Raw genomic sequence first — 24,330 nt, 5'->3', positions numbered from 1 at the left:
TATGCAGTTTACAATACCTCACTATTATCACAGTTTCCATTGTATTGCAGCTCAGTGCAGTGACACCTGCTGTGCAGGCTGGGCAATTATGATTGATGATCAATCGATTAAAAAATACAGCGCTCAAACCGCTTCTCTTGGCGAAAAGCTTTTAAATGGAGTGGATTGGAAGAAGGGCTGTTTTAAACAGAAATCTGGCAGATGCGCTTTTTTAAACGAAGCAAATCTTTGTGATATTTACACCGATGCAGGACCTTCCATGCTTTGCAGAACCTGCAGGCAATATCCCAGGCATACGGAAGTATACGAAGGTGTACGGGAACTTTCCCTGTCAATGTCCTGTGAAGAAGCGGCAAAGCTGATTCTGGGGCTGAAAGAGCCGGTCCGTTTTCTTACAAAGGAAGATGACCGGGAAGAGTTTTATCCTGAGTTTGATTTCTTCCTTTTTTCAAAGCTCATAGATGTAAGAGAGGAGGTTATTTCTCTTTTACAGAATCGAAACAGGGACATCCCCTTAAGGGCGTCTATGGTTTTGGGTCTGGTTCATGATTTACAAAGAAGGATCAGGGAAGGGAAGCTGTATCAGACGGATGAACTGATTGCCAGATACAGGAATACTTCGTGTGAAGAATTTTTCCGTATGAAAGAGGGGGAATATAGGGTTTCTGACAGGGAACGCTATGAAATAATAAAAAACTGGTTTCTTCTATTAGACAAGCTGGAAGTTTTAAACCAGGAATGGCCGGTTACTATTGGGGAGTTAAAAGCCTTGCTTTTTGATAAGGGGCCAGAGTATTATGGAAAAACAAGAGAGATTTTTTATGAATATCTGGATTCTGAGCCGGAAAGAAAGAGAGAGTGGAATCAATGGCTGGAGCAGCTTCTGGTTTACTTCATTTATACGTATTTTTGCGGAGCTGTTTACGATGAGCAGCCTTATGTAAAAGCGAAGATGGCTGTTATCTGTACTATATTCATAGCAGAACTGGCTCAGGCAGTTTATATTCAAAATGGTGGCAGTCTTACTTTTAACGAGTTTGTACGGCTGGTTCATCGGTTTTCCAGGGAAACTGAGCATTCGGATCAAAATCTGAATACACTGGAGAATGCCTTTCGAACAGAAAAAACCTATGGGCTGAAAGAAATACTCAGGGTATTATAAGAATTATATTAAAATAAGCTTTTAGTTCGCCCAGTCTGCGAAAAGTGCATGGACAATGGATCTTTTTGCAGCGGGCGATTTTACTGGAATTGCATAGTTAGATAAAATTAGCAAAAATAGAAGCGAATACAACCGTACAAAGCCCGGAAGTGGCGATGGCAAGACTGCTCATGGCACCTTCAATTTCACCAATTTCCATTGCTTTTGTAGTGCCTACCGCATGTGATGCAGATCCGATGGCAATACCTACTGCAACCGGATCTGTAATTTTAAATATCCGGCATACCGATTCTGCAATAATACTGCCTAAAATACCGGTAACAATAATACTGGCAACTGTGATTGTCACAAACCCTTTCATCTCCTCTGAGATTCCCATTGCTATGGCAGTAGTTATGGATTTTGGTAAAAAGGTTACATATTCCTGATGGTTTAAGCCAAACACTAATGCAAGAAGCAATACGGTGCACATGGTAGTGAGTACGCCTGTCAGCGTTCCTGCAACAATTGCTTTGGAATGCTTTTTTAACAGGTTTAACTGACGGTATAATGGCACAGCCAGGCAAACGGTTGCGGGAGTTAACAGATAACTGATGTATTTTGCACTCTCATTATAGACCGTATAATTAATCTTAAAGACGGACAGGAATGCCATTACAATTAGAATTGAGATTAACAGGGGATTAAAGATGGCCAGTTTAAAACGTTTCTTAAGCTGAACCCCCATTTCATAGCTGACAAGGCTCAAAACCGAGCCGAAAAATAAAAAATCACCGATTGTCTGATTCATGATCCGTTCCTTTCTTCTTTTTATCGGTTTCAATAAAAAACTGAGTTACTTTTCCTGTCATTATCATAACAATAACCGTGGAGAAAAGTGTTATAACCAGAAAAGGTATGAGAATTGGCCGAAGGGAGCCCCACGAATCCAAAAGTCCGACTGCCGCAGGTATAAAAAGCATGGGCATAATTTCCAGTAAAAAATCACTGACATCCTCAACTGCCTCAAGGGGAATCAGCCCGGTTTTTAAGCCTAAAAGCATAAGAATAAGACCATAGATACTGGCAGGTACGGGAAGTGGTATAAACAGATGAATCACTTCTCCTGCAAGTGAGATAAATAAAATAATGCCGAATTGTCTTATGTGTTTCATGACAAAGCCTCCTGTATTTCCTGTCGAAAATTCAACTATGCTTAATCCTATACGCAAATCTTTCCATTGTCAAATGATTTAAGAAAAATTAAGATTGTAAATATATGTGGTATTTTCCATAACAAAGGAGTATGAAACGATGTTATATCAAATAGAATTTGATGTTTTATATGCACTGCAGTCTCTGCATAATCCATGGCTTGATCTGGTCATGACCCGTATTACAAGTCTGGGAGACCATGGATTTATCTGGATTTTAATTGGTGTGGTGCTGTTTTGTATTCCCAAAACCAGAAAAATAGGGATCGGGGTATTACTAAGCCTGGGGATGGGACTTCTTCTTGGAAATATGATACTGAAAAACCTTGTAGAAAGACCCAGACCCTGCTGGATTGATACCAGTATTCCTCTTTTAATTCAGAATCCCAGAGACTTTTCCTTTCCTTCCGGTCATACGCTGGCTTCCTTTGAAGGAGCTGTCAGCATCTGGCTCTATCATAAAAAGCTAGGAGTTCCCTTTCTGATCCTGGCTGTACTGATTGCATTTTCCAGATTGTATTTATTCGTTCACTTTCCAACCGATGTGCTTGGAGGCGCTGTTCTGGGTATTTGTATTGCCTTATTGGTACACCGTTTAATAGAAAGCAATAGTTGTATTGAAAAAAACATTTGATTTCTTAAGAATGTATGTTATACTGATGGCGATACAAAACTAAATAAAAGTCGCAGAGTAGACTTGTGTGCGTTAAGTGCCAGCTGAACAGGGAGTTGTCAGCAGGACGAAAAGATTTTCTTGCGGTACACGAGTCGCATCCCGCTGCACCAGAAGATAGGTGTCTTATCTCCGGTCGTAGTCTGAGGTCTGCAAAGGAGGTATTTTTTTATGAAAAAATTCGTCACTTTGTTCACCGATTCTTACAGAGAGCTGAAATCTGTAAGAACAATCACTGCCGCAGCCATGTTTGCCGCAGTTGCCATTATTTTGGATATGTTCTCCATTCAGCTGGGAAGCTACATTAAGATTACGTTTTCATCTATTCCCAATGGAATCATTTCCTACTTATTCGGTCCGGTAGTGGGCGGTCTGTTTTCCGGAAGCCTTGACGTGCTGAAGTATTTATTAAAGCCCACCGGCGCCTTTTTTCCTGGACTTACCCTGGTTACGGCCCTGGCAGGAGTCCTGAACGGCATTCTGTATTATAAGAAGCCGATTACCTTAAGAAGAATTCTCATATCCAAACTGGTGGTCATGCTGATCTGCAATGTGGTATTAAACACCCTTTGCCTCTCCATGCTGTATGGAAAAGGCTTTATGGTGTTGCTGCCTGCAAGAGCGCTGAAGAATCTGGTTATGTGGCCCATCGATTCCATGATTTTTTATACCTTACTGAAAACCATGGATTCTATCGGTATTTTCCGAACCATTCGGAGTGTACATCTGCTTCATACAAAATAACAACAAAAACCCCGGAGTATCAATGTGATGCTCCGGGGTTTTTTACAGGTATAAAAATGTCATATTTTGTAGCCTGAATCAGATAAATGGACACAGGCATTCGTAAAATACATAGACATAAGACCAATTTCGTAATATAATCTTAGGTATATGTCTGTAAATAACAGTTTTAACAGGAGGAATGAATCATGAGTGAGAGTTGTACTCATAATTGCAATACTTGCGGAGAAAGCTGCGGGAGCAGGGAAGAGGCGCAGACTAGTTTTTTAGAGCCGCTTAATCCTTCCAGCATAGTAAAAAAAGTAATTGGAGTTGTAAGCGGAAAGGGCGGCGTAGGAAAATCGCTGGTAACTTCCATGATGGCAGTAAGCATGAGTGGAAAGGGATATAAAACGGCGATCCTGGATGCGGATATTACAGGACCTTCCATACCGAAGGCATTCGGTTTATCGGATAACGGTGTAGGAATGACACCAAACGGACTGATGATCCCTGCAGTCAGTGCAACAGGAATCGAAGTCATGTCAGCAAATTTAATTCTGGACCAGGAGACGGATCCGGTCATCTGGAGAGGACCGGTCATAGCTGGAGCAGTGAAACAGTTCTGGCAGGAAACTCTTTGGGAAAATGTGGATTATATGTTTGTGGATATGCCTCCGGGAACCGGCGATGTGCCTCTGACTGTATTTCAGTCACTGCCTCTCGATGGAATTATTATTGTAACCTCTCCCCAGGAACTGGTTTCCATGATTGTAGGAAAAGCAGTGAATATGGCGAAGAAGATGAATATTCCCATTCTTGGGCTTGTGGAAAATATGAGTTACTTAAGCTGTCCTGACTGCGGAAAGCAGATTGCTGTATTTGGTGAAAGCCATATCGATGAGGTGGCTGAAAATTACGGCGTTAAAGTACTTGCCAGAATCCCCATTGATCCTAAGATTGCTGCTTCAGTCGATGCAGGAACCGTAGAGTATTTAGAGGCACCATGGCTGAAAGAAGCAGTTGACGCAGCAGAGGCGGTTTAACCGGAACTGCTTTTTGAGGTAAAAGAATGAATATTAATATGAACCCTAACAGTGAACTGAATCAGTCGATTGTAAAAGTCCCCAATCTGGTTTCAGTTCCAGACCCCCTGATTAAGCAGGCGTATCAGTTCCAGGAAGCTATGATGATGTATACCTGTGCCATTCGTGAGGTTAAGACAAAGCTGGAAGTACTAAACGATGAACTGTCGGTTCGCAACTCCAGAAATCCCATCGAACTTGTAAAATCCAGAGTAAAAAAGCCGGTTAGCATTGTTGAAAAATTAAAGCGCAGAGATCTTCCTGTCTCTTTAGAATCCATGATGGAAAACTTAGATGATGTTGCTGGTATTCGAGTCATCTGTTCCTTTTTAGACGATATTTATGCAGTGGCCGATATGCTTGCAAGGCAGGATGATGTCCATATCATAGCCATAAAAGATTATATCGGTCAGCCTAAAGCCAATGGATACCGCAGTTACCATATGATCATTGAAATTCCTGTTTTTTTCTCAGACCAGAAAAAATGGATGCGGGTAGAGGTTCAGATTCGTACCATGGCGATGGATTTTTGGGCCAGTCTGGATCATCAGCTGAAATACAAAAAGGAAATGCAGGAATATTCCCAGGAGATCAGTGATGAGCTGCGGGAATGTGCAGATGTAATCGCCCAGACCGATGAGAAGATGCTTAATATCAGAAAGCGGATTGAGGAACAGGGACTTACTGTTACGAAATAAATGGTTTAAAGATAATAAGGGTCAGGCTGTTACGGTTAATCTTCTCCGTAACAGCCTGACCCTTATTTTTATTGAATATGAGAGATGACTGGTAATGTAACGGTAAATCTGGTTCCTGTGTCTGCACTGCTGGCAACACTTATTTTCCCCTTGTGCCGGTCCACAATTGTTTTTGCGATAGAAAGACCCAGACCGTAGCCGCCTTCTTGGTGGACTCTGGATTTATCAGTCCTGTAAAACCGTTCAAATATGTGTTCTTGCTCGGTTGGTGATATGAGTTCTCCCGTATTGATAATTGTGAGTACTCCATGACCGGCCTGTTTTTTAAGAAAAACGGATACAGAGCCATTGATTCCGGCATACTTGCAGGCATTATCCAGAAGAATGGTTATTAACTGTTTTAACTGGGATTCCATTCCTTCTATAAAAATATCAGTCTGAATGTCGTTATCCAGAGTAACCTTGCTTTCAAAAGCTACCGATTCAAAGAGTAACACACCATTTAAAACCAGTTCACTGAAATCAAGAGGGAGCTTTGAAATCTGAACTGCCTCTACGGATTCGGTATCCGAACGGGCAAGGAAAAGAAGTTCTTCCACCAGCTGTTTCATCCGGTCCGCTTCCTCCTTTGTATTCATTAGCCATTTTTCCTGCTCTTTGATCGTGCGTTCTTTATGGGTCGAGAGAATCTGTAAATTCGCCAGTATCACAGTAAGAGGAGTTTTTAATTCGTGAGATGCATCGGCTATAAACTGATTTTGCTGGTCCCAGGCTTTTTTTACAGGCTTTAAAGCCAGATGAGAAAGAAACAGGCTTAAAATGAAAAATAATATGATAGTGGTAAGAAAGACCAGAATACAGTTAATTAGTAAAACCTCTAAGGAGTCCCGTTCATAGCTTTGATCTGCAAATCCGATTTCCATTCCGTTCCTTCCAGGCATTTTCATATAACGAAGGGAGTAATCTTTTAAAACACCTTCTTTACTGTCTGTGTCATTGACCAGCTTTATTAAGGATGAGGCTAATTCATCAGATACTGTAATATTATTTTCCTCGATTTTTTCAATGGTATTATCGGATTTCAATGTAATTACAAATGCGGGAATGAGTGGAATCGGATTTTTTTTGGGACGCCGGCCAAATTCCACCTTGTCTGGCGGCATTTTAAAACGTTCATGACTTAAGGACTGGATGAGAGCCATGGAGGTATCTCTCATGATCCGCTTCCGGTTTGAGACATAAAATGTACCCATTACTACAGCAAGTATACTGATAACAAAGCACATATTAGTAAGTATGAACTTGATTCTTAACTTCTTAATCATTTGGATTCCTCCAGGCGGTATCCTACTTTTCGTACAGTCGTAATCTCTGCCTTTGAACCAAGAAAATGAAACTTTTTACGTAGAAATGAGATATAAGCTTCTACGTTATTATCCTCAGCATCAGAGTCAGATCCCCATACCCGGTTAATTAAAGTATCCTTTGATATAATTTTTCCGATATTGCTCATAAGGATTCTCAACACTTCGAATTCTTTATAGCCCAGATGAATGGATTTGGTTTTACACCACAAATCATTGGTTGACAGATTTAATCTTAGATCTCCAAACACCATTTCTTCTACAATTACCTCCCCCTGTCTGCGGGAAAGCGCCCGGATACGTGCCAGAAGTTCTTCCGGAATAAATGGTTTTGTCATATAATCATCGGCACCTTTATCCAGTCCGGTTACTTTATCACTTACGTTATCACGCGCTGTAAGCATTAGGATGGGAGTCTGTATTTTGGCTTCCCTAAGTTTCTCAACAATCTGAAAACCATTCTCACCAGGGAGCATCACATCCAGAATTATCACATCATATTCTCCTGACAGACCACAGTATAAACCATCTTTTCCGTTAAAAACCAGATCAGTCTGATAATGCTGTTCCTTCATAATCTGCCCTATGGCTTCGGCCAGTCTGACTTCATCTTCCACAATTAACAGCTTCATTGTTAAGTTCTCCTTTACTTTATTTATTATAGCCTTAAATATTCATTTAAGCAATCAAATGCCTGTTTTTCATTATAAGGGTACTGCCTTAAAATAAGCTGAAACACTAAGAAACAGGCAGTTCTTAATTTCAGGTTAATTTCAGTTTGCCATCACAAAGCCAACACAACGATTTGTTAAAATATTAAGAAATCTTATAAAGGAGAGGAGAAACTTAAATGAATGCACGAAGAGCGGCGGCTTCACTTGCAGTTGTTTTGGCTGCGACGGCGGTTACACCGATGAGAGCAGAGGCATCAGCCAATTTTGATTTAAGAAAGAAAGTCATCGGTATATCGGGTATTATGAATACGACCAATACTGCCATGTCTGTCACACGCGGAGAATTTGCCGCCATGCTGGTAAATGCTTCTTCTTACCGAAGCACAGTAAGCAGTTTAAGCAATACTTCTGTATTTGCGGATGTGCCAAGAGACAATGAATATTCGGCTCAGATCCGGATTGCGGCAGAACAGGGGTGGATGAATGGTTATCTGGGAGGTCTATTTAAACCAGATGATTACATAACACTTCAGGATGCAGTAAAAGGGGTTCTGGCATTATTGGGATATAAGAATTCTGATTTCACAGGTGACCAGACAGGATCCAGACTTTCCAAATACCATTTCCTTGAACTGGATGAAAATATTAACAAGGAAACCCTGGAAGTAATGAATAAAGATGACTGCATCAATCTGTTTTATAATCTGCTGAAAACAAATAATACCTCCGGATCCATGTATGGAAAGATTTTAGATTGTGAATTGACCGAGGATGGTGAAATCAATCCGTTTACCATGGTGGATAACAGCTTAAAGGGACCGAAGGTCGTTCGAAGCAAGAGCAGTCTGAATAATTATCTGCCCTTTAAACTCAAAGATGCCAATGTGTATCTGGACGGGGAGGCAGTGACCAATTCCAGTGATGCGATTACTGTGGCACTGGAAAGTTCCGATGGAGTACTGGTTTATTATCATTCATTGTCCAAAACGGCATGGCTTTATACGGTTGGAACGGAAAATGAAAGCGGGCGTTCCGCAGCATTTGGTGAAATTACAAACATCGTTTATAATTCCACGGATTTAATGAATCCAAGTGCCATCATTCTGGATGATGGAAATACCTATACTCTTACCAGCACCGAGATGCAGTTTGCATTTTCTTCTTATGGGGATTTGAGAGTCGGAGATACCGTAAATCTTGTTTATACACTTTCCACCAATAGCGACGGAGATGAAACAAGGACTGTCATTGATTATATAGAAGATTAGCGGGAGAGGCCGGAATGAAAAAAATCATCCAGAAAATTTTAAAAAGTGATCAGAAAAAAAGAAATGGAAAGCGGAAAAAGATTTTCATTATTGTGCTCCTGATCATTACTGCAGTTGCAGGGATTTTTTTTGCTTTTTCATACAAAAAGAGTAAGGAAGCAAATGCCCAGGCTAAAAAAATCAAAACTGCAGTTGTAACAAAAAGAGACATTTCATCAAAACTGTCTTCTTCCGGAACCATTTCCCCGAAGGATACCTATGATATCACCTCGCTGGCGGAAGGAGAGGTAATTGAAGCCAATTTTGAAGAGGGTGATGAAGTGGAAAAGGGTCAGGTTTTATACCGGATTGACAGTTCTTCGGCAGAAACTCAGCTGACCTCAGCAAACAATTCTCTTGAACGGGCACAGGAAAGTTATCAGGTGGCATTGGATAATTATAATGATGCCTTAAAAGATTACAGTCAAAACACATATAAATCTACGGAAACCGGATATATCAGCTCTTTATCCATAAAAGAAGGAGATAAAATCAGCGATAAAACAGAAATAGCCTCTATTGTTGATGACAGCATTATGAAAATCAAGCTTCCGTTTCTCTCTGGAGAGGCAGCCCAGATACCGGCTGGAAGCGCAGCAGTTTTAACCCTTTCAGATACGGGCGAACAGGTAAACGGAACGGTTGTTTCGGTAGGAAACATGGATGTAACGCTGACAGGAGGCCGGATTGTCCGATATGTTACGATTGAAGTTCCAAATCCCGGAGGTCTGACAAAGGATATTTCTGCGACGGCAACAGCGGGAGGTTTTGTATGCAGTATGGAGGGGACATTTGAAGCAAAGCTTGAGACCACGATGAAAGCGGATCTTCCGTCAGGAGTTGAGGTGAGTGCTTTGCTTGTGCATGAGGGTGACTACGTGACCAAAGGAACTCCTGTTTTTACCATAGAAAGCAAAAGTGCAGCAGCCCTTATTCGTACCTATAAGGATGCAATGGATAAAGCACAATCATCTCTTGAGTCTGCAAAAAATTCTCTGGATAACACCCAGGAAACCTACGACAATTATACGATAACTGCGCCTATATCAGGTAAAGTGATCACAAAAACCATCAAGGTGGGAGATAAGATTACAAAAAGCACCAGCGGCAGCACCACACTTGCAACAATCTATGACATGTCCAATTATACCTTTGAAATGAGTGTGGATGAGCTGGATGTCAAATCAGTGGCTGTGGGGCAGAAAGTGGATATTACTGCTGATGCTGTAAGCGGAAAGACATTTTCCGGTACAGTGACCAATGTAAGTTTAAAAAGCACCACAACCGATGGAGTAACCAATTATCCGGTCACCATTACACTGGATGATGGCATGGATGATCTGCTACCCGGTATGAATGTGGATGGGGTCATTGTATTAAATGAGGCTTCTGGCGTACTTACCATTCCGGCCGATGCTCTGATACGGGGAAATAATGTTTATTTAAAGGATGATACCGTAAAAGAGGCAGATGGAGCTGTCCCGGCAGGATTTAAAGAGGTCGAAGTGAAAACCGGATTAATCAATGATGATTATGTGGAAATAACTTCAGGTCTTGAAGAAAATCAGGAGGTTTATGTTGCTCAGACAACGGTAAGCAGTACCAGTAAAACTACCGGCATGCCAGGAGAAATGGGAGGTCCTCCAGGAGGAATGGGAGGTTCCACAGAACGAACAGGCCGAACCGGAAATAATAGTAACAGAAGCAACAGCGGAGGCGGCCAGTCCCGGTCAAAATAATGAGGAGGAATGGAATGTGGCAGAGCCCTTGATTGAATTAAAGGAGATCTACAAGGTATATCAGATGGGAGAGGAAGAGGTACGCGCAAATGACGGAGTGACCATGACCATATTTCGGGGAGAATTTGTTGCCATCGTGGGAAAGTCGGGAAGCGGGAAATCCACTCTTATGAATATTATAGGCGCCCTGGATGTTCCAAGCGATGGTCAGTATCTACTGGGCGGAGAAGATGTGGGAAGTATGACTGACAATCAGCTGGCGCAGATACGAAATAAAATGATCGGATTTATTTTTCAGCAGTACAATCTGCTTCCCAAATTAAACCTTCTGGAAAATGTGGAACTGCCGCTACTCTATGCCGGAGCCGGAAATGAGGAACGAAAAGAACGTGCCATGGCGTCTCTGGAACGGGTTGGACTGGCAGACAAGTGGAAAAATCTCCCAAACCAGCTATCCGGCGGACAGCAGCAAAGAGTATCCATAGCCAGAGCACTGGCTGGAAATCCCTCTCTGATTCTGGCAGATGAACCGACGGGTGCCCTGGATTCCAAAACCAGCCGGGATGTACTTGATTTCTTAAAGGAACTAAATGATGAGGGCAATACCATTGTAATGATTACTCATGACAGCAGCATTGCTATAGAAGCACGGCGGGTGATAAGGGTACACGATGGTAAGATTAATTTCGATGGAGACGTAAATGAATATTCTGCAATCCTTTAAAATGGCGCTGAAAAGTATCTGGGGGAATAAGATGCGTTCTTTTCTCACCATGCTGGGTATTATTATAGGTGTAGCATCGGTGATTATTCTGGTCAGTATTGTAAACGGTCAGATGTCTTATATGAAGGACAGCTTTACCAGTATGGGTACCAACCAGATGACGGTTCGCTTAACCAACTTAACAACCAGATATGCAGATGTAGATGAAATGTATCAGTTTTATAACGACAACAGGGATTTATTTTCCCATATGACACCAAGCGTATCGGTAAGTGCAAAGTTAAAATATGGAACAGAATCTCTGGAAGATACCACCGTAACAGGAGTCAGTGAAGATTATTTAGGCATGAAGGACCAGACTCTTGCTGCAGGACGTTTTATTTCCTATTCTGACATTGCTTCCAGACAGAAAGTGTGTGTGGCAGGGTATTACGTTGCCTGGAAATTATATGGAAGCGTGGATAATGCCATAGACAAAACAATTAAAATGAATGGCAGCGCTTACCGGATTGTGGGAGTCGTATCCAGACAGGATGAGGATGAGCTGGAAGCGGGAGGAACGGATGATATTTTGTATCTTCCATACAGCAGTGCTGCAAAGATGAATAATACGGCAAAAATCAGCAACTACGTGTTTTCCACATCCGATACAGACTATACGGCAAAAGCAAAAGAGTCTCTGGAGACATTTTTATTGGGAATATATAAAGATGACACTCTGTTCCGCGTTACTGCCATGAGTGAGATGCTGGAATCTTTAGATTCCATGATTGCCATGATGTCCATGGTCCTTGGCGGCATTGCAGGAATTTCACTTCTGGTGGCGGGTGTGGGAGTCATGAATATTATGCTGGTGTCAGTATCGGAACGAACCAGGGAAATCGGAATCAGGAAGGCTCTTGGTGCAAAAAAGAAACATATCATGCAGCAGTTTGTAATTGAAGCGGCTGTCACCAGTTCTCTTGGAGGAGTGGTTGGAATTGTAGTAGGCTCCGTAGCAACCACCCTGGTCGGAGCTGCCATTGGAATTAATGCAACACCTACGCCGGGCGCAGTGATTGTGTCCTTTAGCGTATCGGTGGGAATCGGTCTTTTGTTTGGATACATGCCGGCCAGCCGTGCTGCCAACTTAAGTCCCATTGATGCACTTCGGAGTGAATAACAAAGGAATAATTTCTTGCAAATGTGTCATAGGAGTGATACTATTTGCATAGGTACCAAAGGAGTAGCTCTTTTACGGCTACTCCTTTTCGGGCGTAAGAGAATCTTTGTGATAGGAAAGGATATAGAAAATGAATGTTGCAGATATGCATTGTGATACCATAGCGGAGCTTTATTACAGAAGGCAGGCGGGAAAAGAAGGTTCTATATTAAAAAATGATTGCCATATTGATTTGGAGAGAATGAAAAAAGGGAATTACTGTCTGCAGAATTTCGCCCTGTTTACAGAACTGACGAAGCACGAACGACCATTTGAATACTGTATGAAGCTGCTGGACTTATTTTATACCGAACTGGAACTGTATGGGGATTTAATTGGAATTGTCAGAACATATGAAGATATTGAGAAAAACCGGAAGGAAGGGCGGATGTCTGCCATGCTTACCATAGAGGAGGGCGGTGTCTGTCAGGGGGAAACGGCATTTTTACGTAATTTTTACCGTCTGGGAGTCCGAATGATGACGCTTACCTGGAATCACATCAATGAACTGGCTTATCCAAACCGGATCCGCATTGAGAAAGAGGAAGCATTTTTTGAACCGGAAACGGAACACGGACTTACTGAAACGGGAATTGTTTTTGTGGAGGAGATGGAGCGGCTGGGTATGATCATTGATGTTTCCCATTTATCCGATGCAGGTATTTACGATGTGTTCCGTCATACGAAAAAACCGTTTGTGGCAAGTCACTCCAATGCAAGAACCATCGCATCCAATCCGAGGAATTTAACCGATGAGATGATAAAAATGCTTGCAGAGCGGGGCGGAGTTACTGGAATTAATTTTTGCGGGGATTTTCTTCATGACTGGAAGAAAGGGGAGAAGTCATTAAGCCGTATTCAGGATATGGTCTCACACATAAAGCATTTGAAAAAGATCGGAGGAATTGGCTGCATTGGCCTGGGATCGGATTTTGATGGCATAGGAGGAGAACTGGAGATGAAATCTCCGGAAGATCTGCCGCTTTTAGAAGCATGTATGAAAAAAGAAGGCTTCTGCGATTCTGAAATTGAGGCTGTTTTTTACGGCAATGTACTTCGCGTTTATAAGGAAATTTTACAATAAGACAAAATTTTACATAAATTTTACAATTGCATGCATAATACTTTACATAGATTTGATATGATACTTACATAACATGACTTGTCATGAAATACAGGAGGATGATATGTCAATTACAGATGTACAAATGCTGTTTCAGTTTATCGGGGGTCTGGGAATGTTCCTTTACGGAATGGATGCCATGGCTGATGGACTACAGAAATCTGCAGGACATAAGATGCAGCAATTGCTTGGAGCATTAACAAGCAACCGGCTGATGGGTGTTTTGCTTGGAACGGGAATTACCGCTATCATACAGAGCAGTTCTGCCACTACAGTAATGGTGGTTGGATTTGTCAATGCGGGTATCATTAATCTTCAGCAGGCAGTGGGCATCATTATGGGTGCAAATATTGGAACAACTGTTACCAGCTGGATCGTCTCCATGAGTGAATGGGGAGAAATGTTAAAGCCGGAATTTTTTGCGCCTGCATTGGTGGGCGTTGGCGCTCTTTTTAATTTATTTGCAAAGAGTGAAAAGAAAAAACAAATCGGTCAGATTTTAGTTGGTTTTGGTGTTTTGTTTATTGGTCTTACTTTTATGTCTGTATCCATTACTCCTTACAAAGATGCTCCCATATTCGGACAGGCATTTTCTGTACTTGGCAGAAATCCCATCCTTGGAATTCTGGCCGGACTTGTGGTAACCGGCATTATACAAAGTTCTTCTGCTTCTGTGGGTATTTTACAGACACTTGCACTCAATGGAATTGTTAACTGGCAATCTGCTATTTTTATCACATTGGGGCAGAATATCGGTACCTGTGTAACCGCATTGCTTTCCAGTCTGGGGGCAAATCGGACCGCCAAACGTGCTGCTGTGATGCATCTTCTCTTTAATGTGACGGGTGCCTTTATTTTTGGAATTATCATGTTTGTTTTATTTAAACTGAATCCGGTACTTGCATCTTCTTCCATTACCAGCGTAGAAATATCCATATTTCATACCATATTTAACGTAACCAATACCATTATCTTATTTCCTTTTGCCGGGCTTCTGGTAAAAGCCTCCGGAATTTTTGTGCGGAGTAAGGAAAAAGAAGAACAGCCTGATTCTGAAAGCGAAATGAAACGTCATTTAGATGAGAGAATTCTGGAAACGCCATCTTTTGCCATTGAAAATGTAAATCAACAGGTGGTGAATATGGGATATGCTGCACTTGAAAATTTTGATGTGGCAGCAGACGCACTGCTGAGCAGTGATGTATCTGAAATTAGGCAGGTGGAGAAGCTGGAGCAAAAGATTGATCATTATGAGAAATTGCTGACAGATTATTTAATAAAAATTAATAATCAATCCTTAAATGAAGAACAGCATATGCTGGTTAAAAACCTCTTCTATACAGTCAGTGATTTTGAACGTGTCAGCGATCACTGTGAAAACCTATCAGAGCTTGCAACGGAAAAAGCCAACCGTAAGATTATCTTTTCCGAGGAAGCAGAAGGCGAAATGAGAGAAATGCTGAAAGCTGTCCGCTCTTCTCTGGAACATGCTGTGAAAGCAAGAGAAACTTCTGATATGTCAGAAGTACGTGCCGTCGTTCAGAGTGAGGAAAATGTAGACAGCCTGGAGGAAGAATTAAGAGAGCGTCATATTGAACGTTTATCTGCCCAGACTTGTAAACCGGAAAACGGAGTTATCTTTTTGGATGCATTAAGTAACCTGGAGAGAATTTCTGACCATGCACATAACATTGCAGGTTATGTAAAGGAAGAAATATAAGAAACATACTTAAACTTTTTTAGACAGAAAGGAGAATGTATGGAACGAATCTATGTAGTAGAGGATGATGACAATATCAGGGACTTAATAAAGATTGCCCTGGAAGGCTTTGGATATGAGGTGTCTGCACATGAACTGGCAGAGGAAGCCTTAAAGAGTATGGAAACGGACAAACCCGCACTGGCTGTCTTTGATCTAATGCTTCCTGGTATGGACGGATTGTCGGCTATACGCAAAATCCGGAAAAATGATTCATTAAAAGACATTCCTATTCTTGTCCTGACAGCGAAAGACCGGGAGTTTGACAAAGTGGCCGGTCTGGATGGCGGTGCAGATGACTATATGACAAAACCTTTTGGTGTCATGGAACTTGCGGCACGCATCCGCAGTCTTTTGCGCCGGAGTACGAAAAATCAGGGATCTGAGGATGAACTGGATCAGTATTGTCTGAACTTAAACAAGAAGACCAGAGAGGTTACTTGTGACGGAGTAAAGGTTGAACTTACATTAAAAGAGTTTGAATTGCTGCAATATCTCATGGAAAATCACAATAAAGTAGTGACCAGAGACGAACTGCTTAATCATATCTGGGGATATGATTATGATGGGGAAACCCGGACACTTGACATGCACATCCGTACGCTGCGGCAGAAGCTGGGAGAAAACGGAGGTTCCTGCATTAAGACGGTTCGAGGTGTGGGTTACCGCTTTATTAAAACTGAAGAATGATGGAAAAAAACAGGCTGTATAAAATGACAGAGGGAGGCACTATGAAACAGGCGATCTTTTTAAAATTTATTCAGATTATTCTTGTAGTACTGGTGTTAAGCAGTTGTATATTTTATATTGCCTCCAGCAGTGCGCTGCTTAAAAATTCCAGAAAAGACATGAAATACACGTTAAAGGCTATGGATGAGGTTCTTGATTACAACGGGGATTTAGAAAAGGAAATTGGAGACTTAAAGCCAACATTAAGTGAAAACCGTAGCCGTTTCACCGTCATTAGTCTTGATGGAACCGTAGCGGCCGATACTGGAGAAGTACCGGTCGCTTCTTTGGATAATCACGGAGACAGGGAAGAGGTGAAGGAGGCGCTGGCAGATGGGACAGGAACTGCCAGGCGTTATTCAAAGACCCTTAAGGAGAATATGCTTTATGTTGCCATCCGCTCTTCCAAGTCTGATTACATTCTTCGAATGGCAATTCCCTATACCGGTATGAAAGAAAATCTAATACTTCTTCTCCCTGCGGTATGGCTTAGTTTTCTTGCTGCAATCATGTATTCAGCTTTTTCTGCAGATAGTTTCGCTGAGTCAATCACCCGGCCTCTTAAAGAAATATCCCAGGAAATGTTAAAGGTAAACGGCGATTATACAGATCTTTCGTTTGAACGATATCAGTATCCGGAAATTAATATCATTGCAGAAACCACCACCAGGATGTCAAAGAATGTAAAAGACTATCTGACTCAGATTGAACGGGAAAAGCAGATCCGCCAGGAATTTTTCAGCAATGCTTCTCATGAATTAAAAACTCCCATTACATCGGTACAGGGCTATGCGGAACTTTTGGAAAGCGGGATTATACAGGATGAAGCCCAAAAGGCAGATTTTATAAAGCGAATTAAAAAAGAAGCTGGAAATATGAACAACCTGATTAATGATATTCTTATGATATCCCGTCTGGAGACAAAAGAGGCAGAGGTTTTAAAAAGCGATGTACGCCTTTCCATATTAGTAGAGGATATCATCGAATCCTTGGAACCCCTTGCAGCTTCCCACGAAGTTCTCCTTCATATGGACTGTAAGCCGGTCTGTATCTATGCAAACGGCCAGCAGATGAAGGAATTAATTGGCAATCTGGTCAGCAATGCGGTAAAATATAATAAACCAGGCGGAGAGGTATGGATCACAGTTCGTGAGGAAGACCGCAATGTGATTATCCGGGTAAAAGATAATGGGATGGGGATACCAAAAGAATCGTTAGGGCGTATATTTGAACGGTTCTACCGGGTTGATAAGGGGAGAAGTAAAAAACAGGGCGGAACCGGTCTTGGTCTTTCCATTGTAAAGCATATTGTAAACTTTTATCATGGAACCATTACGGTGGAATCAACGATTGATGTTGGAACGGAATTTATGGTTAGGATTCCGGTCCAGGGAAAAACACTATAAAAAAGCCGCTTCAGGCAGGAGGTGTACGGGTATGGGAAATTTTGTTTTAACCTGTTGTTCCACGGCAGACATGAAAAAGGAATTTTTTGAAAGCCGCAATATTCCATATGTCTGTTTTCATTACACAATCGATGGGGTTACTTATCCGGATGATTTAGGGGAGAGTATCCCGTTTGAAAAATTTTATGAGCGGATAGCCAAAGGGGCAGCACCTTATACCTCTCAGGTAAATGTTGAGGAATACTGTAATTTCTTTGAACCGATTTTAAAAGAAGGAAACGATATTCTGCATCTGACCCTGTCTTCCGGGATTTCCGGTACTTATAATTCCGCCTGTGTGGCAGCAAGTGAGATGCGTCAGAGATATCCGGAAAAGACCATTATCATACTGGATACACTTGGGGCCTCCTCTGGTTATGGACTTTTAACCGATGCAGCAGCGGATTTACGGGATAATGGAGCGACATTAGAAGCGGCAGCAGAATGGGTTATGAATAACCGGCTTTCTGTACACCATTGGTTTTTCTCCACGGATCTTACCAGCTTTAAACGGGGAGGAAGAATATCTGCCACCTCCGCCATGCTTGGCACTGTCCTGAATATCTGCCCTCTTATGAATATAGATGACACTGGACATTTAATTCTAAGGCAGAAAATAAGGACAAAAAAAAGAGCCATTCAGGAAATGGTAAAAATGATGGAACTCCATGCCGAAAATGGTTCCCGCTATAACGGAAAATGTGTGATTGCCCATTCTGCCTGTGAGGCCGATGCAAAAGAGGTGGCAGCACTCGTTGAGAGCCGCTTCCCCATGCTGTCAGAAAAAGTGATTATTAACAGCATTGGCTGCGTAATCGGATCCCACACAGGTCCCGGAACGGTGGCACTATTCTTTTTCGGAGATAAAAGAACCGATTAGTTGTTTAATTACCCATAATCTGGGCAATCATACGATTGGGCAGGCAGACAATGCTTTCCCCTGTCTGTTCAATTGTGCCCTGATGGATACAGATTTTGTCGGGACAGGTTGCATCGGAGACGTGCACCTTTCCGCCTTGAATTACTATGCGGTTGGTTCCGCTCTGATATCCGTTTACTAAAATCTCTGTATCATGGTTTAGATCCAGCTTTTCAACAACTTTCCCATCTACCGTGATCTCAAGATATCTGGCAGGCTTTGAAAAAATGATTTTGTTCACAATGAGGAGAATGCAGGATATTGCTACAATAATAACAATTAATATAACTTCTTTCTTATGCTTTTTAATTTCCATTCGAACAGATCCTCTTACTTATTTTCTATAATTCATAAACAAAATGGCTTTAAAACAAGCCCTGTCTCATTATAACATAGATTCCCCATTCCTTCCAAATATAATTAAAATTTTATAAAGTCGTTGCCGTAATCGTTAAGAATGTGTTAAAATAAAGTCAAACTTTATAAAACAGGAGGAGATATGAATAAAAGTAACGCAAATGCTAAACGAAACGGATTTATTGGGTTAGGAGCCATGATTTTACTGGCTGGCGCTACTGTTTTTGGAACAGATCCACTTTATAAGGCGATTGACAACAGTGTTAGACCCGAAATCTATGTTCCGGGTACCTATACAGGTACTGCGAGAGGCTACGGCGGGATTGTCACCGCAGATGTAACAGTATCAGGAAAGACCATTGACTCCATTGTTGTAAATGGAGAGAAGGAAACTCTGCTCAATATGGTATTGCCAGGGTTAACGGATTCCATACTTGGAAAGCAGTCCACAGAGGTGGATGCAGTTTCCGGGGCAACGCTTAGCAGCAATGCCATAAAGGAAGCGGTAGATCAGGCTCTTGCCAAGGCAAGGGGAGAAAAGCCGGAAGATGTGCCGGAGACAACAAAAGAGGCATCTGAGACATCCGCTTCTTTAAAGGATGGAACCTATACTTATGAATCACCGGAATTTGATGAGAACGGATTCAAAGACCAGGTGAGTATGACCGTTAAGGGGAATGCAATTACAGCCCTTACCTGGGACTGCATAAAGGAATACGGAACCAAAAAGAGCCAGCTTTCCATGGATGGAAAGTATGTAATGACCGAGAAAGGCCCCAAGTGGCATGAACAGGCAGAAGCAGTGGTAGGTTATGTTTTGGAGCACCAGTCCCTGGAGGGACTTGTGAATGAAAAAGGCTATACCGATTCCGTATCATCTGTCAGCATCAACTTAATGGGATTTGTAAACGGAGTAAAAGACTGCTTAACCCAGGCCGCCGGTGAAGGTGAGAGCCAGGCATCAGCGTTAAAAGAAGGAACCTATACTTACGAATCACCCAAGTTTGATGAGAATGGATTCAAAGATCAGGTGAGTATGACTGTTAAGGGAAATGCAATTACAGCCCTTACCTGGGACTGCATAAAGGAAGACGGAACCAAAAAGAGCCAGCTTTCCATGGATGGAAAGTATGTAATGACCGAGAAAGGCCCCAAGTGGCATGAACAGGCAGAAGCAGTGGTAGGTTATGTTTTGGAGCACCAGTCCCTGGAGGGACTTGTGAATGAAAAAGGCTATACCGATTCCGTATCATCTGTCAGCATCAACTTAATGGGATTTGTAAACGGAGTAAAAGACTGCTTAACCCAGGCCGCCGGTGAAGGTGAGAGCCAGGCATCAGCGTTAAAAGAAGGAACCTATACTTACGAATCACCCAAGTTTGATGAGAACGGATTCAAAGATCAGGTGAGTATGACTGTTAAGGGAAATGCGATTACAGCTCTTACCTGGGACTGCATAAAGGAAGACGGATCCAAAAAGAGCCAGCTTTCCATGGATGGAAAGTATGTAATGACCGAAAAAGGCCCCAAGTGGCATGAACAGGCAGAAGCAGTGGTAGGTTATGTTTTGGAGCACCAGTCCCTGGAGGGACTTGTGAATGAAAAAGGCTATACCGATTCCGTATCATCTGTCAGCATCAACTTAATGGGATTTGTAAACGGAGTAAAAGACTGCTTAACCCAGGCCGCCGGTGAAGGTGAGAGCCAGGCATCAGCGTTAAAAGAAGGAACCTATACTTACGAATCACCCAAGTTTGATGAGAACGGATTCAAAGATCAGGTGAGTATGACTGTTAAGGGAAATGCGATTACAGCTCTTACCTGGGACTGCATAAAGGAAGACGGATCCAAAAAGAGCCAGCTTTCCATGGACGGAAAGTATGTAATGACCGAGAAAGGTCCCAAGTGGCATGAACAGGCAGAGGCAGTGGTAGGTTATGTTTTAGAGCACCAGTCCCTGGACGGACTTATGAATGAAAAAGGTTATACCGATTCCGTATCATCTGTCAGCATCAACTTAATGGGATTTGTTAACGGAGTGAAGGACTGCTTAACCCAGGCGTCAAAACAGTAGAAGTGTATAATCCCGGAAACCGGCAGGAAAAGCCCTTTTCCGGGATTTTTCTTTTTACACAGGTGGGCAAGTGTGATAAGATAAAATCTGCAGGTTAAAAAAAGGAGATTTGAAATGAATAAAAAGAAATCGGCACACATGGCCGCACTTTACGGAATGCTGATTGCGCTTGCCTTTGTTCTCAGTTTTGTTGAAAGTCTCATTCCTATTTCCCTGGGCATTCCGGGAGTAAAACTGGGACTGGCAAATCTGGTGACTGTTGTGGGGCTTTATACTGCGGGAACTACAGGAACCGTAGTCGTTTCTCTTCTTAGAATCGTGTTGACAGGATTTACGTTTGGTAACTTATTTGCCATGCTTTACAGCCTGGCTGGCTGGGGGCTGAGCATTGTCATTATGATTCTTTGTAAAAAAAAGAAATGGTTTGGTACTTCGGGAATCAGTATCCTTGGGGGAATCGGTCATAATATCGGACAGATTACGGTTGCTGCATTTGTAGTAAAGCAGGCAGGGGTATTTTTTTATCTTCCAATGCTGTTAATCGCAGGTACGGCAGCAGGACTTGTCATTGGCATACTGGGGTCTATGATTATCAGCAGAATTAAAATTGTTATAAAAAAATTGTATTAAATCAGAAAGATATTATATTGTGTTAAGGCTTTGTCAAAGGTATAATGGGAGAGACAAAAGATGGAATGAAATCCAGGAGGAATAGCAGAATGATTGATAAGGCAATTAAGAAACTGGTAACTTATGGGCTGGATACAGGGCTGATCAGTGAGGATGACCGTTATTATGCAGTAAATCAGATTCTCGACGTATTGTGGATGGACGAGTATGAAGAACCCCAGGATGAAACGGGGGATATAGATTTGGAGGAGGTGTTAGCCGAACTGCTGGACTATGCCTTTGAAACTGGTATCATTCCTGAAAACAGCATTACATACAGGGATTTATTTGACACCAAGCTGATGAACTGTCTGATGCCAAGACCAAGTGAAGTGGAAACCAGATTCTGGGGATTATACAATCATCAGTCACCTCAGGCAGCTACGGAATATTATTATAAACTGAGTCAGGATTCTGATTATATCAGGCGGTATCGGATTAAGAAGGATATGAGATGGGTGACTGCTTCCAAATATGGAGATCTGGATATCACCATCAATTTATCAAAGCCGGAAAAAGATCCCAAAGCAATTGCGGCTGCAAAGCTTGCAAAACAAGGCGGCTATCCCAAATGTCAGCTTTGCATGGAAAACGAGGGGTATGCAGGGAGAACAGATCATCCAGCCAGAAACAATCACAGAATTATTCGTTTAAAAATCAATCACAGTCAGTGGGGATTTCAATACTCCCCATACGTTTACTATAATGAACACTGTATTGTTTTCAATGGAAAACATACACCGATGAAGATCGAAAGAGATACCTTCGTAAAATTATTTGATTTTGTAAAGCAGTTTCCTCATTATTTTCTGGGGTCCAATGCAGACCTTCCCATTGTAGGAGGATCTATTTTGTCCCACGACCATTTCCAGGGAGGCAATTATGAGTTTGCAATGGCGAAAGCGAAGGAGGAAGAACTGTTTTGTATCAAGGGGTTTGAACATGTGACAGCCGGCATTGTGAAATGGCCTATGACTGTTTTACGTACAAGAAGCAGGAGCCCGGAGGATTTAATAGAACTTGGAACAAAAGTTCTGGAAGCATGGAGAGCCTATACCGATGAATCTTTGTTTGTATTCGCAAACACCCAGGGACAACCTCACAACACCATTACCCCGATTGCAAGAAAACGTGGAGATGAATACGAACTTGATCTGGTACTGAGGAATAATATTACAACGGAAGAATTTCCTTACGGAGTTTATCATCCTCACGAAGAACTGCACCACATTAAGAAAGAAAACATCGGTTTAATTGAAGTAATGGGACTTGCCGTGCTTCCGTCAAGACTGAAGGCTGAGTTAAATCTCATATCGGAATATCTGCTTGAAGACAAAGACATAAGAAGCAATGAAGCAATTGAAAAACATGCTGACTGGGTCGATTCCTTCCGTGCAGGGTACCAGTCTTTTACGAAAGACAATGTGGATGAGATATTAGAAAAAGAGGTGGGTCTGGTCTTCGAACGGGTGCTTGAAGATGCAGGTGTGTTTAAATACGATGAGGCAGGAAGAGCCGGATTTAAGTGTTTTCTTACCAGTATGGGGTTTGAACCAGTGTCACAATAGAAAGACTGTGAGACTATCAGATAGAATCATGTTTGTAATTATCTTCCCTTTGAGTTATATTCTAGTGGGAACGGATGGAAACTTTCCGTTCACTGAATACGGAACCGGACTGATGAGCCGGAGGGGGACATATTAACAGTCATGAAGCAGATAGAAAATAAAACACTGAGAACGCTTACGGAGTATGGACTGATTACGTTCAGTATCTGGATTATGGTGGTGGGGATTTACTTTTTTAAATTTCCTAATAATTTTGCTTTCGGAGGTGTGACCGGGCTTGCGACTGTGATCAGCGCATTAACCCATTGGTCGGCAAGTCAGTTTACGACGATTGTGAACACGGGACTGCTCGTACTTGGATTTCTGTTTTTAGGAAGAGGTTTTGGTGTTAAGACTGTTTATGCCAGTGTCCTGATGTCGGTTTTCTTATATATTCTGGAAAAGGTTTGCCCGATTACCGGACCACTGACAAAAGAACCGCTGCTGGAACTGATTTTTGCCATACTTTTGCCAAGCGTTGGAACGGCGATCCTGTTTAATATCGGAGCATCCAGCGGAGGAACCGATATTATCGCCATGATACTAAAACGATATACCAGCTTTAATATCGGGACAGTGTTGTTATTAGTGGATGTAACCGGAGTGATTATGGCTTATTTTGTTTTTGGACCGGAAACAGGACTGTTTTCTTCCCTGGGACTGATGGCAAAATCACTGGTAATTGACGATGTCATTGAGAATATGAATCTTTGCAAATGCTTCAGCATCATCTGTGATGATCCAGCTCCCATTTGTGATTATATTATTCATGGCCTCAATCGAAGCGCTACGGTATATGAAGCCCAGGGGGCTTTCAGCCATCATAAAAAGACGGTGATTCTTACAACGATGAAGCGTTCTCAGGCGCTTAAGCTTAGGAATTATATTCGAAATGTGGAACCGTCAGCATTTGTGCTCATTTCTAATTCAAGTGAAATTATTGGCAAGGGATTTCTTGCCAGTTAAAAGATAAAAAAACCGAAGGACGAATGTTCTTCGGTTTTTTGTATAATATATGCTGCTTGCATCGGTAAAAATAAGTTAAAAATGACGAAAATGCACTTTAACACTTTAAAAACACATAAATTTAAAGTAATAAAATTGA

General features: G+C 41.9%; 23 protein-coding genes and 1 riboswitch. Of the genes, 18 read left to right on the top strand and 5 right to left on the bottom strand.

Annotation, left to right across the window (positions count from 1 at the left end):
• Position 1 precedes the first annotated feature (1 nt).
• Positions 2-1,162: a flagellin lysine-N-methylase gene (gene fliB / locus ABS301_RS17460; protein WP_349673429.1), complete on the top strand. Its 1,161-nt coding sequence runs from the start codon at positions 2-4 to the stop codon at positions 1,160-1,162.
• A 97-nt stretch (positions 1,163-1,259) separates the two neighbouring features.
• On the opposite strand, the gene ABS301_RS17455 is transcribed toward fliB, so the two are convergent.
• Together ABS301_RS17455 and ABS301_RS17450 are read right to left on the bottom strand one after the other, a co-directional pair.
• Positions 1,260-1,952: an LrgB family protein gene (locus ABS301_RS17455; protein WP_349673428.1), complete on the bottom strand. Its 693-nt coding sequence runs from the start codon at positions 1,950-1,952 to the stop codon at positions 1,260-1,262.
• On the bottom strand, positions 1,933-2,316 hold the full coding sequence (locus ABS301_RS17450; protein ID WP_104437553.1) for a CidA/LrgA family protein: 384 nt from the start codon (positions 2,314-2,316) through the stop codon (positions 1,933-1,935). Before ABS301_RS17450 ends, ABS301_RS17455 begins: the two co-directional genes overlap by 20 nt.
• A 139-nt stretch (positions 2,317-2,455) precedes the next feature.
• On the opposite strand from ABS301_RS17450, the gene ABS301_RS17445 reads away from it, so the two are divergent.
• The 4 genes from ABS301_RS17445 (at position 2,456) to ABS301_RS17430 (ending at position 5,534) form a co-directional block, all read left to right on the top strand.
• Positions 2,456-2,989, top strand: a complete 534-nt coding sequence (locus ABS301_RS17445) for a phosphatase PAP2 family protein (RefSeq protein WP_349673427.1) — start codon at positions 2,456-2,458, stop codon at positions 2,987-2,989.
• Between the two features lie 51 nt (positions 2,990-3,040).
• Positions 3,041-3,138: riboswitch (THF riboswitch) on the top strand.
• A 61-nt stretch (positions 3,139-3,199) separates the two neighbouring features.
• Complete coding sequence (locus tag ABS301_RS17440) at positions 3,200-3,772, top strand: folate family ECF transporter S component (protein ID WP_349673426.1); 573 nt, start codon at positions 3,200-3,202, stop codon at positions 3,770-3,772.
• A 188-nt stretch (positions 3,773-3,960) separates the two neighbouring features.
• Positions 3,961-4,797 carry a P-loop NTPase gene (locus ABS301_RS17435; protein ID WP_170820331.1) on the top strand — a complete coding sequence of 279 codons (837 nt, stop codon included), beginning with the start codon at positions 3,961-3,963 and terminating at the stop codon, positions 4,795-4,797.
• 26 nt (positions 4,798-4,823) lie between these two features.
• Positions 4,824-5,534: a GTP pyrophosphokinase gene (locus tag ABS301_RS17430; RefSeq protein ID WP_349673425.1), complete on the top strand. Its 711-nt coding sequence runs from the start codon at positions 4,824-4,826 to the stop codon at positions 5,532-5,534.
• A gap of 68 nt (positions 5,535-5,602) precedes the next feature.
• Here ABS301_RS17430 and ABS301_RS17425 read toward each other — a convergent pair whose 3' ends face one another.
• The gene (locus ABS301_RS17425) at positions 5,603-6,859 is read right to left on the bottom strand and encodes a sensor histidine kinase (RefSeq protein WP_349673424.1); all 1,257 of its coding nucleotides are present in this window, start codon (positions 6,857-6,859) and stop codon (positions 5,603-5,605) included.
• Positions 6,856-7,530, bottom strand: coding sequence for a response regulator transcription factor (locus tag ABS301_RS17420; RefSeq protein WP_349673423.1), 675 nt, complete (start codon positions 7,528-7,530; stop codon positions 6,856-6,858). The genes ABS301_RS17425 and ABS301_RS17420 overlap by 4 nt, the downstream gene beginning before the upstream one ends.
• 218 nt (positions 7,531-7,748) lie before the next feature.
• Here ABS301_RS17420 and ABS301_RS17415 point away from each other — a divergent pair, with 218 nt between their 5' ends.
• The 9 genes from ABS301_RS17415 (at position 7,749) to ABS301_RS17375 (ending at position 18,479) form a co-directional block, all read left to right on the top strand.
• The gene (locus tag ABS301_RS17415; RefSeq protein ID WP_349673422.1) at positions 7,749-8,840 is read left to right on the top strand and encodes an S-layer homology domain-containing protein; all 1,092 of its coding nucleotides are present in this window, start codon (positions 7,749-7,751) and stop codon (positions 8,838-8,840) included.
• 14 nt (positions 8,841-8,854) lie between these two features.
• Positions 8,855-10,618, top strand: coding sequence for an HlyD family efflux transporter periplasmic adaptor subunit (locus ABS301_RS17410; protein ID WP_349673421.1), 1,764 nt, complete (start codon positions 8,855-8,857; stop codon positions 10,616-10,618).
• A 64-nt stretch (positions 10,619-10,682) separates the two neighbouring features.
• Complete coding sequence (locus ABS301_RS17405) at positions 10,683-11,342, top strand: ABC transporter ATP-binding protein (RefSeq protein WP_349673548.1); 660 nt, start codon at positions 10,683-10,685, stop codon at positions 11,340-11,342.
• On the top strand, positions 11,326-12,504 hold the full coding sequence (locus ABS301_RS17400; protein WP_349673547.1) for an ABC transporter permease: 1,179 nt from the start codon (positions 11,326-11,328) through the stop codon (positions 12,502-12,504). Before ABS301_RS17405 ends, ABS301_RS17400 begins: the two co-directional genes overlap by 17 nt.
• Positions 12,505-12,634: 130 nt before the next feature.
• A complete protein-coding gene (locus ABS301_RS17395; RefSeq protein ID WP_349673420.1) occupies positions 12,635-13,627 on the top strand; it encodes a dipeptidase in 993 nt (330 codons plus the stop codon).
• A 103-nt stretch (positions 13,628-13,730) separates the two neighbouring features.
• A complete protein-coding gene (locus ABS301_RS17390) occupies positions 13,731-15,386 on the top strand; it encodes a Na/Pi cotransporter family protein (RefSeq protein WP_349673419.1) in 1,656 nt (551 codons plus the stop codon).
• A 39-nt stretch (positions 15,387-15,425) separates the two neighbouring features.
• A complete protein-coding gene (locus ABS301_RS17385) occupies positions 15,426-16,115 on the top strand; it encodes a response regulator transcription factor (RefSeq protein ID WP_349673418.1) in 690 nt (229 codons plus the stop codon).
• 41 nt (positions 16,116-16,156) lie between these two features.
• A complete protein-coding gene (locus ABS301_RS17380; RefSeq protein WP_349673417.1) occupies positions 16,157-17,560 on the top strand; it encodes a sensor histidine kinase in 1,404 nt (467 codons plus the stop codon).
• A gap of 31 nt (positions 17,561-17,591) precedes the next feature.
• A complete protein-coding gene (locus tag ABS301_RS17375) occupies positions 17,592-18,479 on the top strand; it encodes a DegV family protein (RefSeq protein WP_349673416.1) in 888 nt (295 codons plus the stop codon).
• Between the two features lie 4 nt (positions 18,480-18,483).
• Here ABS301_RS17375 and ABS301_RS17370 read toward each other — a convergent pair whose 3' ends face one another.
• On the bottom strand, positions 18,484-18,834 hold the full coding sequence (locus ABS301_RS17370) for a NusG domain II-containing protein (RefSeq protein WP_170820342.1): 351 nt from the start codon (positions 18,832-18,834) through the stop codon (positions 18,484-18,486).
• Positions 18,835-19,017: 183 nt separating this feature from the next.
• On the opposite strand from ABS301_RS17370, the gene ABS301_RS17365 reads away from it, so the two are divergent.
• The 4 genes from ABS301_RS17365 (at position 19,018) to ABS301_RS17350 (ending at position 24,191) form a co-directional block, all read left to right on the top strand.
• Positions 19,018-20,949 carry an FMN-binding protein gene (locus ABS301_RS17365; protein ID WP_349673415.1) on the top strand — a complete coding sequence of 644 codons (1,932 nt, stop codon included), beginning with the start codon at positions 19,018-19,020 and terminating at the stop codon, positions 20,947-20,949.
• A 114-nt stretch (positions 20,950-21,063) separates the two neighbouring features.
• Positions 21,064-21,579 (top strand): Gx transporter family protein, encoded by a 516-nt coding sequence (locus ABS301_RS17360; protein WP_349673414.1) that lies wholly within the window; start codon positions 21,064-21,066, stop codon positions 21,577-21,579.
• An 89-nt stretch (positions 21,580-21,668) separates the two neighbouring features.
• On the top strand, positions 21,669-23,186 hold the full coding sequence (gene galT / locus ABS301_RS17355) for a UDP-glucose--hexose-1-phosphate uridylyltransferase (RefSeq protein ID WP_349673413.1): 1,518 nt from the start codon (positions 21,669-21,671) through the stop codon (positions 23,184-23,186).
• 141 nt (positions 23,187-23,327) lie between these two features.
• Entirely contained in the window at positions 23,328-24,191 is an 864-nt protein-coding gene (locus tag ABS301_RS17350) for a YitT family protein (protein ID WP_349673412.1), read from the top strand.
• Positions 24,192-24,330: the final 139 nt, after the last annotated feature.

The organism is Lacrimispora sp. (assembly GCF_031982545.1).
Lineage (GTDB): Bacteria > Bacillota > Clostridia > Lachnospirales > Lachnospiraceae > Lacrimispora.
The sequence above is the reverse complement of the archived record's forward strand: the minus strand, read 5'-3'. Positions and strand labels throughout refer to the sequence as shown.